At 63.9% G+C, this 12,737-nt stretch carries 12 protein-coding genes; 6 read left to right on the top strand and 6 right to left on the bottom strand.

Annotated features, from left to right (window positions below):
• From Q0P52_RS01615 to Q0P52_RS01605, 3 genes are all read left to right on the top strand, one after another.
• A complete protein-coding gene (locus Q0P52_RS01615) occupies positions 1–1,374 on the top strand; it encodes an NAD(P)(+) transhydrogenase (Re/Si-specific) subunit beta (protein WP_293759534.1) in 1,374 nt (457 codons plus the stop codon).
• Between the two features lie 168 nt (positions 1,375–1,542).
• A complete protein-coding gene (locus Q0P52_RS01610; protein WP_293759536.1) occupies positions 1,543–2,220 on the top strand; it encodes an META and DUF4377 domain-containing protein in 678 nt (225 codons plus the stop codon).
• A gap of 71 nt (positions 2,221–2,291) precedes the next feature.
• Entirely contained in the window at positions 2,292–2,690 is a 399-nt protein-coding gene (locus Q0P52_RS01605; protein ID WP_293759538.1) for an META domain-containing protein, read from the top strand.
• Positions 2,691–2,851: 161 nt separating this feature from the next.
• On the opposite strand, the gene Q0P52_RS01600 is transcribed toward Q0P52_RS01605, so the two are convergent.
• The 4 genes from Q0P52_RS01600 to hemC are packed head-to-tail and all read right to left on the bottom strand — an operon-like array spanning position 2,852 to position 6,755.
• A complete protein-coding gene (locus tag Q0P52_RS01600) occupies positions 2,852–4,060 on the bottom strand; it encodes a heme biosynthesis protein HemY (protein ID WP_293759540.1) in 1,209 nt (402 codons plus the stop codon).
• Between the two features lie 3 nt (positions 4,061–4,063).
• Complete coding sequence (locus tag Q0P52_RS01595) at positions 4,064–5,089, bottom strand: uroporphyrinogen-III C-methyltransferase (RefSeq protein ID WP_293759542.1); 1,026 nt, start codon at positions 5,087–5,089, stop codon at positions 4,064–4,066.
• Positions 5,086–5,829 (bottom strand): uroporphyrinogen-III synthase, encoded by a 744-nt coding sequence (locus Q0P52_RS01590; protein WP_293759544.1) that lies wholly within the window; start codon positions 5,827–5,829, stop codon positions 5,086–5,088. Before Q0P52_RS01590 ends, Q0P52_RS01595 begins: the two co-directional genes overlap by 4 nt.
• Positions 5,829–6,755: a hydroxymethylbilane synthase gene (hemC, locus tag Q0P52_RS01585; protein WP_293759546.1), complete on the bottom strand. Its 927-nt coding sequence runs from the start codon at positions 6,753–6,755 to the stop codon at positions 5,829–5,831. Before hemC ends, Q0P52_RS01590 begins: the two co-directional genes overlap by 1 nt.
• A 468-nt stretch (positions 6,756–7,223) precedes the next feature.
• Here hemC and ppc point away from each other — a divergent pair, with 468 nt between their 5' ends.
• Positions 7,224–9,923, top strand: a complete 2,700-nt coding sequence (ppc, locus tag Q0P52_RS01580; protein WP_293759548.1) for a phosphoenolpyruvate carboxylase — start codon at positions 7,224–7,226, stop codon at positions 9,921–9,923.
• A gap of 50 nt (positions 9,924–9,973) precedes the next feature.
• Here the strand turns inward: ppc and Q0P52_RS01575 are convergent, their stop codons facing one another.
• Positions 9,974–10,777, bottom strand: a complete 804-nt coding sequence (locus Q0P52_RS01575; RefSeq protein ID WP_293759550.1) for an FkbM family methyltransferase — start codon at positions 10,775–10,777, stop codon at positions 9,974–9,976.
• On the bottom strand, positions 10,704–11,525 hold the full coding sequence (locus Q0P52_RS01570; protein WP_293759552.1) for an SAM-dependent methyltransferase: 822 nt from the start codon (positions 11,523–11,525) through the stop codon (positions 10,704–10,706). The genes Q0P52_RS01575 and Q0P52_RS01570 overlap by 74 nt, the downstream gene beginning before the upstream one ends.
• A 127-nt stretch (positions 11,526–11,652) precedes the next feature.
• Between Q0P52_RS01570 and Q0P52_RS01565 the strand changes: the two genes are divergently transcribed.
• Complete coding sequence (locus Q0P52_RS01565) at positions 11,653–12,303, top strand: MBL fold metallo-hydrolase (protein ID WP_293759554.1); 651 nt, start codon at positions 11,653–11,655, stop codon at positions 12,301–12,303.
• A 4-nt stretch (positions 12,304–12,307) separates the two neighbouring features.
• Positions 12,308–12,631, top strand: a complete 324-nt coding sequence (locus Q0P52_RS01560) for an MGMT family protein (RefSeq protein ID WP_293759556.1) — start codon at positions 12,308–12,310, stop codon at positions 12,629–12,631.
• Positions 12,632–12,737: the final 106 nt, after the last annotated feature.

Here is a 12,737-nt window from a genome sequence, read left to right as displayed (position 1 = left end):
ATGGAAAACGTATCCGCAGTGTTGTATCTCGTGGCCGCCGTGCTGTTCGTGCTGGCCCTCAAGGGCTTGTCCAGCCCGGTAACCGCCTTGCGCGGCAACAAGTTCGGCATCGCCGGCATGGTGATTGCCGTCGGCACCACCTTCCTGATCATGGATAAACCGGTGGTGGCGCTGATTGTGGGCGCCATCGCGGCCGGCGGCGCCATCGGCGCATGGAAGGCCAAGACGGTGGAGATGACCGGCATGCCGGAGCTGGTAGCCGCCATGCACTCGCTGGTGGGCTTGTCCGCCGTGCTGATCGCGGTGGCGTCCATTTTCCACAGCGGCGTGCATCACACGCCGGTGCAGAAGGTGGAGCTGTTCATCGGGGCCTTCATCGGCGCCATCACCTTCACCGCGTCGGTCATCGCTTATGGCAAATTGTCCGGCAAGTTCGGCTCCAAGGCGGTCAGTTTCAGCGGCCAGCACTTGCTGAACCTGCTGATGGCGCTGACCATGGCGGGCTTTGGCATGGCTTATTTCTTCACCGACAGTCAGGCGGCCTTCCTCGCCATGCTGGCCATCGCGCTGGCGCTGGGCGTGACGCTGATCATCCCCATCGGCGGTGCGGACATGCCGGTGGTGGTGTCCATGCTCAACTCTTACTCCGGTTGGGCGGCGGCGGGCATCGGCTTTACCCTCAACAATCCGGTGCTGATCATCGCCGGCGCGTGCGTGGGTTCGTCCGGGGCCATCCTGTCCTACATCATGTGTCGCGCCATGAACCGTTCCATCGTCTCCGTGCTGCTGGGCGGCTTTGGCGCGGAATCGGCCGCCGCCGGCCCGGCTGGCGCATCCGGCCCGAAGAACTATAAATCGGGCTCGGCGGAAGACGCGGCTTTCCTGATGGGCAATGCCGACAGCGTGGTGATCGTACCGGGCTACGGCCTGGCGGTATCGCGCGCCCAGCATGCCTTGCAGGAATTTGCCGAACTGCTGCACGAGAAAGGCGTCACCGTGCGTTACGCCATTCACCCGGTGGCGGGCCGCATGCCGGGCCACATGAACGTACTGTTGGCCGAAGCCGAAGTGCCGTACGAGCAAGTGCTGGAAATGGAGGAGATCAATTCCGACTTCTCCAACACCGACGTGGTGCTGGTGATCGGCGCCAATGACGTAGTGAACCCGGCGGCGCAGAAGGACAAGGCCAGCCCCATCTACGGCATGCCGATTCTGGAGGCGCACAAGGCGCGCACTGTCATCGTGGTGAAGCGCTCGATGAGCGTGGGTTACGCCGGTCTGGACAATGAGCTGTTCTACATGGACAAGACCATGATGGTGTTCGGCGACGCCAAGAAGGTGGTGGAGGATCTGGTGAAAGGCATCGTTCACTGATCTAGCCTGTGCGGGCCATCGTGCCCGCTCGCCGCAATGCCCCGCCCGCAAGCGGGGCATTTTTTTTCCGCTGCCTGACAGCGACAAGCAGGCTTGTGCTGGGTTACCGTTGGAACTATTCCGAGGAACAGGTTTCGAATAACATTAGAGTTTGTTAATGGAGGTGGCATGAACAAAGCTTGCGCCGCGTTGATCGCGGCCCTGACGCCGCTGGCCGCATTGGCTCAGCCCAATCTAATCGGCACCGAATGGCAGCTCAGCCAGACCCCCGGCCATGAAGGCCGGGCCCCCACGCTGACCTTCCGCGACAAGGGCATCACCGGCTTTGCCGGTTGCAACCGCTTTGTCGCCAACAGCGACGAGCAGGGCAAGCTGGCGGTGGCCACGACGCGCATGATGTGCGCCCCCGCCGTCATGAAGCAGGAGCAGGCACTGGTTGCCTTCTTGTCTGCGCCTTTTCGCATCCAGGTGGACGACATGGCGCAAAAGCTGACCTTGAGCTCGGACAAGGGCAAGTACCATTTCGACCGTCTGCCGCCGCCGGTGCCGGCGCGTCGTGCTGCGCCGGCCTTGTCCTTGGCGCAGCAACCGCAGTATCTGTTCGTGGGCGCGGAGCGCAAACCGTGCTCGGCCGGCGCAGGGCAAATGTCTTGCCTGCAAGTGCGCGGTGACGACAAAGCCCCTTGGCAGAACTTTTACGGGGAAATCGAAGGCTTCGATCCCAAGCCGGGCACCAGCTATTACGTGAAGGTGCGTTATCAGGCCGTGGCCAATCCGCCGGCTGACGGTTCGTCTATGCGCACCATTCTAGATCGCGTTGTTTTCAGCGAAACCGTTGGCGGCTGATCGTGGCGGGTTCTGACCCGCGCTGTCGCGCCCTGCCGGCGCGTTTGAACGCCAGACAGAAAGGAATACCGATGAAAAAACTGATTCTCCCCGCCCTTGCCGCGTTGGCTCTCAGCGCTTGCGCCGCCACCGCGCCCGCCAGTCATCCCGCGCCGCCGGATATCGCCAGTCTGCAAGGCAAGTGGCAGCAGGTAAACGCTGGCGACAGCAAGCCCTACACGCTGGAGTTTGCCGAAGGCCGCGTAGGTGCCTGGGCCGGCTGCAACCGCTTGAGCGGCCCGGTGAGCATCGAGGCCGGCAAGCTCAAGACCGGCATGATGATTTCCACCATGATGGCTTGCGTGCCGCCGCTGGATCAGCGCGAAAACGCGCTGAAGTCCTTGTTGTCCGCCCAGCCGGAAGTGGCGCTGCAAAACGGCCAGCTGGCCTTGAAGAGCGACAAGGACACGGTGTTGTTCGCGCGTCAGTAAGCCCGGTTGTCGGGCGGTCTTGGCCCGATGCCAATGAAAGAGCCCGCATTGGCGGGCTTTTTCATGGCCGCAGGAAGTTGGTCATCAGTGTGGGACGGGTCTTTCCTTTGGCAAACAAAAAGCCCGCATGCGCGGGCTTTTGACTGTTGGCGGATGAGTGGTCAGACGCCCATCTCAAGCGCCAACTCGAGACTGCGCTGGTAATGCAGCGCGGCTTTGTCTTCCTTGCCGGTAATCTCGAACAAGCGGGCCAGTTCGGCGTGGGCGCACAGCGTGGCCTGAATGGACGTGCTGGCCTCCAGATAGCTTTGAGCCTTGCCCCACAGCTGCTGGCCCATCGCCAGACGGCCCAGCGCCAGCAGCAGCATGTGATCGCGCGGGCGGGTTTTGAGCCAGCCTTCCGCATCGCGCATCAGCTCCAGCCGCTTGTCCGGCGACAGGCGCTCCGCCAGCTTGCCCAGCTCGCGCGCCAGTTCCGGCGTGGCCTGGTCTTCGTCGGCCAGCGCTTCGGCCAACAGGGTGGCGGCGTAGTCGTAGTCCTCCAGCGCGATCAGGCGCTCTACCACTTCGGTCACCAGCTTGGGATTGGTGCGTTCGGCGTCCGGAATGCGGCGCAGCCAGTCGCGCACTTCCTTGCCGCCGACAAAGCCGGCCAGTTGCTGGCTGTAAGCAGCCAGACGGTAGCGGCGTGCTTGCGCCGGCTCCAGCGCTTCGGACTTGAGCAGTTTTTCCGTCAGCGCCAGCACAGCTTCCGGCTGGCGTTGCAGCAGGCGCACTTTCAATTCCAGACGCAGGGCGTTGGTGAGGTTGGGCGACAGGGCGCGGGCGCGTTCGATGGCGGCCAGCGCGCCCAGCGCGTCCTTGGCTTCCACTTTGAGCTCGGCGTCCAGCATGTGGCGGGCCAGCTGCAGGCGCTCGGGCAGGGTGTCCAGCTTTTGCAGATAGCTGTCGCGCTTTTCCAGATCACCGGTTGCGCCGGCGGAGCGGGCGGCCAACAGCAGGGCCAGCGCCTGGTTTTCCGGTGCGTACTCGTCGTCCATGGCCTTGAGCGCTTCGCGCTCGGCTTTCTGGAAGCGGCCTTCAAAAAAGGCGATACCGGATTCGCGCAGGGCGTGACGGGCGGCTTTCAACTTTTTCTGGCGCTGAAAACGGCGCACTTCCGCCGGCAGCCCGGCGGTGACGCTGATCAGGCGCAGCGCGCCATGGGCCAGGATGATGAGCGCGACAATGCCCACTAGCAGCAGGTTGAAGGAGATTTCCATCCGGTACGGCGGCAGAAACAGGATGGCGTAACCGGTATTGAGGGTGGCGGTGAGTCCCACCACCACGGCCAGCGCGAACAGGCCGATGATCCACAGGGCAAATTTCACTGCTTATTCCCCTTTGTTGCCCTGCGCATCGCGCACGGCCTTCAGGCTGGCGTTCAGGTCCGGCAGCGTGACGCTCAACGGGGCGCTCTTGAGTTCGATCAGCGTGGCCAGCCACTGGCGAGTGGCGGCGGCGTCGTTGTCGAAGTAGCGCTGGGCGTAATTCTGCGCGGCGGCAATGTCCGCTTCATAGGTGACGCCGTCGCGCTGGATCAGCGCCAGGCGGGCATCCAGCAGGCGCATCTTGAGGTTTTCGCGCAGGAAGAAGGATTGCTCGGGCGACAGTAGCAGCGCTTCGGGTTTGTCCATGCGACGGATGTGCACCAGCTCGCCCAGACTCTTGCTGATATCGGACAGCAGGCGTTCCCAGATTGGCGCATTGGTCGGCGCGGCCGCCTTTTTGCCCGGTTGGTCCTGCAGGTGATGCGCGTCCACCACCAACGGCAGGTTGTCGGCGCTCAGCATCAGGCGATCCAGCTTGACGGTCAGGCCCACGGTATCCAGATAAGGCAGCGCCTTGAGTTTTTCCAGATCGGTGGCTACGGCTTTTTTCACGCCGATCAGCTGCGGGCGGTCAAACTTGGACAGCCGGGCATCCACCATGTCCAGCGCCGAGATGGCAGCCGGCACGTTGCCGGCCAGTTGCAGTTGCTGGCTGGCGATGGAGAGTGTGTGTTCCACCTCGGAGAGCAGCCAGTCGGAGCGGTTCTTGGTGAGCTCCTGGTACATGCCGTTGAGGGTGGCGTACTGACCGGCGGATTCGCTCACGCGGGCGTCCAGCACCGCCAGCTTGGCGTCGGTGGCGCGAGCGGCGGTGAGCGCCTGCTCGGTCATGCCGCGCAGTTCCTTGGCGGCCCCGTTGCCTTCGGCCAACCTGCCGGCCAGCTCCTGACGCACGGTCTGGAGTTCTTGCTGGGTGCTGTACAGCTGCCAGCCGGTCAGGCCCAGCGCGGCGATGGACAGCAGCAGCGCCAGATTCAGCGGCTTCTTGCGGGGTACGGAGGGGGTGTCGACAGTCTGGGTTTCGCTCATGGGTGACGGCTGAACCATTCTCTGAGACCGGCGACCAGCGCTGCGTCGTCGGCCCGGGTTGTCATGATGCGGCTCGCGCCCAGGCCGGCCAGTTGCTCGGCGATGCGCGGGTGCGGCACGCAATACAACAAGCATTGTAACGTTGTCGTCCTTGCCGAACCAGCCAGACGGAACAATTGCGCGGCCATCTCGCTGGAGGTGACCACAATGGCATCGGGCAGAGGGGGCTGTAGCAGGCTCCAGTCGGGCTCGCCGTCCTCGCGCCGGTAGATCTCGGCAAAGTCGACGCGCGCGCCGCGCGAGGCAAGGGTTTCCGCCAGTAGCGGGCGTCCGCCCGAGCCGCGCACAATCAGAAAACGCTGTCCGGCGATAGCTGCCAGTTCGGGCAGGGCCAGCAGGGCTTCGCTGTCGTTGCCGTCTTGCGGGTGCAGCACATCGCGGCCCGACAAGGCCGCTAGTTTGCGTGCGCTGGATGCGCCCACGCAGGCCAGGCGCGCCGAGACCGGCAGGCGGCCTTGCAGGTGTGGCCAGGCCTGATCGATGGCGGTGGGGCTGACAAAAACCAGCCAGTCCGCGCAGACGGCCGCTTCGGCCAACCTGGCTTGTGCGGCCGGTTCGGGCGCGATGCGCATGACCGGAAACAGGCGGGCGTCCGCACCCTCGGCGACCAGCAGCGACAACAGGCGGGCGCTTTGCTCCTCGGGGCGAGTCAGCAGAATGCGGCGCCCGGCGAGGCTCATCACTGGTCCTTGAGGACGGCGGCGATCAGCGGCGCGGCGCCGTCGTCCAGCAGCTTTTTGGCCACGGCGCGGCCCAGTGCGTCGGCATAGTCGCGCGGAGCGCTGGCGGCGGCGGTCAGCATCACGGAGCCGTCCGGATGGGCGACAAAGCCGCCCAGCGTCAGGGTGTCGTCGCTCAGCGTGGCGAAGGCGCCCAACGGCACTTGGCAGCTGCCGCCAAGCTCGCGCGCCAGAGCGCGTTCGGCGCTGACGCAGGCGTGAGTGTCCGGGTGGTTCAGTGGCAGCAGCAGGGCCTGCATGTCGGCGCGGTCGGCGCGGATTTCAATGCCCAGCGCGCCTTGGCCGGCGGCCGGCAGGCTTTCGGACGGGGCGAGTTCGCTACGGATGCGGTCGTGCAGGTTCAAACGCTTCAGGCCAGCGGCCGCCAGAATGATGGCGTCGTACTCGCCGTCGTCCAGCTTGCGCAGGCGGGTTTGCACATTGCCGCGCAGCGGTTTGATGGATAGATGCGGAAAGCGGGCGCGCAGTTGCGATTCGCGGCGCAGGCTGGAGGTGCCTACTACGGCGCCGGCGGGCAGCTCGGACAGGCTGGCGTACTGATTGGAAACAAAGGCGTCGCGCGGGTCTTCGCGTTCGCAGATGGCGGCCAGGGCGAAGCCTTCGGGCAACACCATGGGCACGTCCTTGATGGAGTGCACGGCCAGGTCGGCACGGCCTTCGGCCAGGGCCACTTCCAGTTCTTTCACGAACAGGCCCTTGCCGCCGATCTTGGACAGCGTTTTGTCCAGGATCTGGTCGCCCTGGGTGGTCATGCCGAGGATCTCGACGGTGAGATGCGGGTAGAGGGCTTGCAGGCGGCTCTGGATGTGTTCGGCCTGCCACATGGCCAGACGGCTTTCCCGGCTGGCGATGACGATCTTGTCCATGAAATCGGGGTCCTGACGGAAGCGGAATTGCGCAGGATTCTAGCATGAGCGGCAGGCTGCGCCTGGGCCCGGATCAAGGAAAAGCCATTCCGCCGGCATGGCGTGGCAAACAGGGTGCAGGGCAAAGCCGCGCTGAAGCGCGGCAGCCACCCCGTCTGCCGAGTAGAGGCGGGCTGGTGTCGCCGCCGGAGCGGGGAGGGTAAAACCAGTCCAGACAGGGCTTATGCGGCGTGAATGACACGCTGCAACAGAAAAATCGGGTAATTGACCCACTACAAGGAAGATGCCCCCTATGATGGGGTTCTGTTTCAGCTTGATAAACAGAAGCCTCTGCTTGGCAACGCGTGATTTTCAGGGAGAGCCGTTTGACTCACGGGACTGCCCGCCGGTGAAACGGTTCAGGGTTTTGAAAACAGATCGGGCAGCCACAGGCCGACCCGGCAACAACGATCGAAGGACAGGAATACGATGACTGATCAGGACAAGGATCTGCCTTTGCGCGCCGACCTGGCGCGCCTTGACCGCTTGTTGGGCAACATCCTGCAGGAGCAGGAAGGCGCCGAAGTATGCGAAGAAGTGCGCGCCATTGCCGCCCGTACGCCGGAGCAGCGCTCGCTGCCGCTGCCGGCCGGGCTGTCGCCCAAAGCCACTACCGCGCTGGTGCGCGCCTGTGGCTTGTATGCGCAGCTGTTCAATATTGCGGAAGACCTGCACCACACCCGCCGCCGTCGCGCGCACCAGATTGCCGGCTCCGCCCCGCAGCAGGGCAGCCTCAATCGCGCGCTGGCTCGCTTGAAACAGGATGGCATCGGTTTCGACAAGCTGGCCGACACGCTGAAGGAATCGTATGTGGGGGCCATCCTTACCGCGCACCCCACCGAAGTGCAGCGCCAGAGCGTGCTGGACGGCCACCGCGCCGTGCGCAAATTCCTCAGTCAGCTCGGTTCGCCGGACATCACGCCGGAAGAGGAAGACGAGCTGGACGGCAAGCTCAAGCGGGTGATCCTGTCCCTGTGGCAAACCTCGGAAATCCGTCATTTCAAGCTGTCGGTGGAGGACGAAATCAAGAACGGCGTGGCCTACCACCCGATGACCTTCTTCTCCGCCCTGCCGCGGCTGTATGAGCGGCTGGGGCACGAAGTGCGCGCCGCCTGGGGCCAGACCCCGGCCCTGCCGCCCTTCATCCGTGTGGGCAGCTGGATCGGCGGCGATCGCGACGGCAACCCCAACGTCAACGCCACGGTGTTGCGTCACGCTTTCACCCTGCAAGCCACCCAGGCGTTTGAACATTATCTGTACGAACTGGCCGCACTGTACCGCGAGCTGTCGCTGTCCGCGCGCCATGTGTCGGTGAGCCCGGCCTTGCAAGCGCTGGCGGACCGCACGCCGGACACCAAGGAAAGCCGCGAGCAAGAACCCTATCGCCGCGCTTTGGCGGCGATGGAGTCGCGCTTGCTGGGCAAGGCTGCCGAACTGGGTTTGCCGGTGCGCGGCCGCTGGCCGGCCGGCGAAGCCTATGCCGGCGCAGACGAGTTGCAGGCCGATCTGGCCACGGTGGCTGATTCGCTGGCCGCGCACGGCAGCTCGTTGTTGGCCGAAGGCCGGCTCTCGCGTCTGCGCCGCGCCGTGGAAGTATTCGGCTTCTTCCTGATGCCGGTGGATCTGCGCCAGTTTGCCGGCACGCATGAAGCGGTGGTGAGCGAATTGTTCGCCAGCGCCGGGCTGGAGCAGTTCACCGCGCTGGACGAGCCGGCGCGCATTCGCGTGTTGCTGCGCGAACTGTCCACGCCGCGCATGTTGTATTCGCCCTATCAGGATTACAGCGCCGACACCGAAAAAGAGCTGGCCATCTTCCGTGAGGCGGCGCTGATCCAGCGCCAGTTCGGGCAGGAAGCCATCAGCCAGAGCATCATCTCCAACTGCGCCACCGTCAGCGACATCCTCTCGCTGGCGCTCATCCTCAAGGAAACCGGCCTGATCCGGCTGGTGAACGGCGTGCCGGTGTCCAGCCTCAATCTGGTGCCCTTGTTTGAAACCATCGCCGACCTGGCCGGCTGCACCGACATCATGGACGCGTTGTTCGCCCTGCCGTGGTATCGCCAGCTGCTGCAAAGCCGCGGCCTGACGCAGGAAGTGATGCTGGGGTATTCCGACAGCAACAAGGATGGCGGATATCTCACCAGCCAGTGGGAGCTGTACAAGGCGGAACAGCGGCTGGTGAACAGCTTTGAACGGGCCGGCGTCAAGCTGCGCCTGTTCCATGGTCGCGGCGGCTCGGTGGGGCGCGGCGGCGGCCCGTCCTACGAGGCCATCATGGCCCAGCCAGCCGGCAGCGTGGCCGGGCGCATCCGCATTACCGAGCAGGGCGAAGTCATCGCGTCCAAGTATTCCGATCCGGACATCGGCCTGCGCAATCTGGAAGCCTTGGTGGCCGCCACGCTGGAAGCCAGCCTCACCAGCCACCCCAGCGGCGAGGCCGACGGCGATGTGTTCGACGAGCTGTCCGACACCGCCTTCGCGGCCTACCGCGCGCTGGTGGAAACCGAGGGCTTCATGCAGTACTTCCTCGAAGCCACGCCCATCAACGCCATCGCGAAGCTCAACATCGGCAGCCGCCCGGCCTCGCGCAAGAGCCTCTCCAGCATCAAGGACCTGCGCGCCATCCCCTGGGTGTTCTCCTGGTCGCAATCGCGGGTGATGCTGCCGGGCTGGTTCGGCTTCGGTTCGGCGGTGTCCGCCTATATCGCCCGTCACGGCGACGAAGGGCTGGCGCGTCTGCAAGGCTTGTACCGCACCTCGCCGTTCTTCCAGGTCATCCTGTCCAATATGGAGCAGGTACTGGCCAAGGCCGATCTGGGCATCGCCCGCCGCTTTGCCGCGCTGGTGTCGGATAGAGCGCTGGCCGACAAACTGTTTGGCCAGATTGAAAGCGAATGGCGCAAAACGCACGACGCCTTCTTCGCCATCACCGGTCAAACCCGCTTGCTGGCGGACAATCCCACCCTGTACCGCAGCCTGGAAACCCGCCTGCCTTATCTGGACGCGCTCAATTTGCTGCAGGCCGATTTGTTGCAACGCCTGCGTGAAAATCCCGACGACGCCGAGGCGCTGTACGCCATTCACCTCACCATCAACGGCACCTCCGCCGGCTTGCGCAACAGCGGTTGATCCTCCCTTGCGCCGCGCGCTTGGGCGGGCAGAAAAACGGCAGGCTCAGATCAGACTGAGCCTGCCGTTTTCATTTTCAGACGCGGCAGGGCCGGGTCGCTTTCGTGTACAGCCAACAGATTGATGCCGGCGGGAAACAGCCGGTAGCAGCGCGACGCCAGCCAGGGCCCGGTGACGTTCATATCGGCCTTCAGCGTCTCGAGAAACACCATGGGCCGGCAGCGTTCCAGCGAGCCGGCGGCGCCCTCCAGCACTTGTTGCTCCATGCCTTCCACATCCAGCTTGATCAGATCAATGCGCTGCAGATTCAGTGAATCCAGCGTCACCATGTCGATGCGGATGGTACGAGCCGTGTAGTCCAGCGGCTGGCCGATGAATTCATTGTGATCGGAGGCTTGCAGCTCCAGGCTGCCGAAGGAGCCTGGCGTCAGGTAGTCAGGCTCGGGAATGTCGATCTGGCCACAGCGGTTTCCCACGGCCGAATTGAGCGCATTCACGTTAAGGCAATTGTTGAGCGCGATATTGCCGCACAGCGCGTAATAGATTTTCTCCTGCGCTTCAAAGGCCACTACATGGCTCCAACCATAGAGAAAGCGCGCCCACTCCACCTTATGCACCCCCAGATTGGCCCCGCAATCCAGCGCCAGTACCCCGGGGCCGTGATCCCGCCCCCTCCCGCCCCGTGGCTTTTCAGCGGCGCCGGGTGAAGGGGCGCCTTTGGCGCACGCTGTGCGGGGCGAGGGCGGCGCCGACAATGCCCCCGACGCCGGGCGAGCGGGGTTAATACACGAAGCGTTCGCGCAGTTCGTTGAGGTTGAGTTCTTCCAGAATGGCTTCTTGCCGTTCGCGGGCACTTTTTTTGCCCTTGCCGGTTTTCTTGGCGATGATCAGCTCGTTTTTCATCGAGTGTTCCCAGCCCACCAGTTCGGTGACGGTGAGTTGGTAGCCGCGCGCTTCCAGCTGCAGGCAGCGCAGCACATTGGTGAGCTGGCTGCCGAATTCGCGGGTGTGGATGGGGTGGCGCCACAGTTCGGAGAGCGGGGTCTTGCCGAAGGTTTCGTTCTTTTTCTGGCGCAGCACCGTGGCTACTTCGGCCTGGCAGCAGGGCACCAGCACGATGTAGCGGGCGTCCTTGGCCAGAGCGAAGCGGATGGCGTCGTCGGTGGCGGTGTTGCAGGCATGCAGGGCGGTAATGATGTCCACCTGCTGGGGCAGTTGGCTGGAGGTGATGGATTCTTCTACCGTGAGGTTGAGGAAATCCATGCGGCCAAAGCCGAGGCGGGCGGCCAGTTCTTCCGAGCGGCTGACCAGTTCCGGGCGGGTTTCGATGCCGAAGACGCGGCCGAGGTCTTTGTCCTTGAGGAAGAGGTCGTAGAGGATGAAGCCCAGATAGGATTTGCCCGCGCCATGGTCGGCCAGCGTGACGTCGCCCTTTTGCGTCAGTACGTCTTGCATCAGGGGTTCGATGAACTGGTATAGGTGGTACACCTGCTTGAGCTTGCGCCGGCTGTCCTGATTGATTTTGCCGTCGCGGGTGAGGATGTGCAGTTCCTTGAGCAGCTCGATGGATTGTTGCGGACGGATTTCAGGGATGAGGCTCATGGCGGGCTTTCGGCAAACGGCAAAAGCGGCATTTTACCTGTAATCCGCCGCTTGCCTCGACAAGCTTGGCCCGGGCGCGGCCTGCATGCCACAATCGCGGCATTCTCCGTATTTTGCCGAGCCTGCCATGTCCCTGCGCTATCACCTGATTCCTGTTACTCCGTTTGCCCAGAATTGCAGCGTGCTGTGGTGCGACGCCACCCGCGAAGCCGCGGTGGTGGACGCCGGCGGCGATGTGGAGCGCATCCTTGCCTGGCTGTCCGAGCGCAAACTGACGGTGACCAAACTGTTGCTGACCCACGGCCATATCGATCACGCCGGCGGCGCGGCCGAGCTGGCCGAGCGCTTGGGCGTGGCGATTGAAGGCCCGCAAGAGGCGGAAAGCTTCTGGCTGGACCAGTTGCCACATCAGGGGCGCATGTTCGGTTTTCCTTCCGTGCCGGCGCTGACGCCGCAGCGATGGTTGGCCGAAGGCGATACGGTCAGCGTGGGGCGGGAAACCTTGCAAGTGATCCACTGCCCGGGCCACACGCCGGGCCATGTGGTGTTTTACAGCCCGGAGGCTGCGCTGCTGGTGGCGGGCGATGTGTTGTTTCAGGGCTCCATTGGGCGCACGGACTTTCCCATGGGCAATCATCAGCAGCTGATAGACGCCATCGAGAACAAGCTGTTCGCCCTGCCCGACGAGGTGGTGGTGATCCCGGGCCACGGCCCGCTCACCACGCTGGGCGAGGAGAAGCGTCACAATCCCTTCGTCAGCAACGCCCGCTATCGCTGACGCCATGCCGCCCGGATTCGAACAGGCCGTGCTGGCCCTGATCGGCGATATCCCGCCCGGCTGTGTTTGCACCTATGGCACGCTGGCGGCCATGGCCGGCTATCCGCGTCATGCCCGCCATGTGGGCAAATTGCTGAGTGGTTTGCCTGAGGGATGCGGGGCACCCTGGCACCGGGTGCTGGGCGCGGGGGGCCGCGTGTCGCGACCGGGCAGTCATCATGCCGATTTGCAAAAGCTGTTGCTGGAGAACGAGGGCGTGGCATTGTCCGACAATGGACGGGTGAGCCTGAAGCGCTACGGTTGGCCGACGGAATATTTCTTCAAGTGAAAACATAATCGATTCAGGCAGTTTCAAGCTTTGTGCCGATTTGTCAGACACGCTTTCAGCACATTTACATAATGTTGCGGAAATACTACGTAAACATACGTGCAAT

This window comes from uncultured Aquitalea sp., assembly GCF_945957525.1.
In the GTDB taxonomy this organism is placed as follows: Bacteria; Pseudomonadota; Gammaproteobacteria; order Burkholderiales; family Chromobacteriaceae; genus Aquitalea.
This window is presented reverse-complemented; position numbering and strand designations above follow the sequence as displayed.

Bases quoted from the DNA above. Each gene is read 5' to 3' on its own strand.
- Q0P52_RS01565 (WP_293759554.1), top strand. From the start codon at position 11,653: ATGTCCCTGCGCTATCACCTGATTCCTGTTACTCCGTTTGCCCAGAAT.
- Q0P52_RS01595 (WP_293759542.1), bottom strand. From the start codon at position 5,089: ATGAGCGAAACCCAGACTGTCGACACCCCCTCCGTACCCCGCAAGAAG.
- hemC (WP_293759546.1), bottom strand. From the start codon at position 6,755: ATGGACAAGATCGTCATCGCCAGCCGGGAAAGCCGTCTGGCCATGTGG.
- Q0P52_RS01570 (WP_293759552.1), bottom strand. From the start codon at position 11,525: ATGAGCCTCATCCCTGAAATCCGTCCGCAACAATCCATCGAGCTGCTC.
- Q0P52_RS01605 (WP_293759538.1), top strand. From the start codon at position 2,292: ATGAAAAAACTGATTCTCCCCGCCCTTGCCGCGTTGGCTCTCAGCGCT.
- Q0P52_RS01615 (WP_293759534.1), top strand. From the start codon at position 1: ATGGAAAACGTATCCGCAGTGTTGTATCTCGTGGCCGCCGTGCTGTTC.
- Q0P52_RS01590 (WP_293759544.1), bottom strand. From the start codon at position 5,829: ATGAGCCTCGCCGGGCGCCGCATTCTGCTGACTCGCCCCGAGGAGCAA.
- Q0P52_RS01560 (WP_293759556.1), top strand. From the start codon at position 12,308: ATGCCGCCCGGATTCGAACAGGCCGTGCTGGCCCTGATCGGCGATATC.
- ppc (WP_293759548.1), top strand. From the start codon at position 7,224: ATGACTGATCAGGACAAGGATCTGCCTTTGCGCGCCGACCTGGCGCGC.
- Q0P52_RS01610 (WP_293759536.1), top strand. From the start codon at position 1,543: ATGAACAAAGCTTGCGCCGCGTTGATCGCGGCCCTGACGCCGCTGGCC.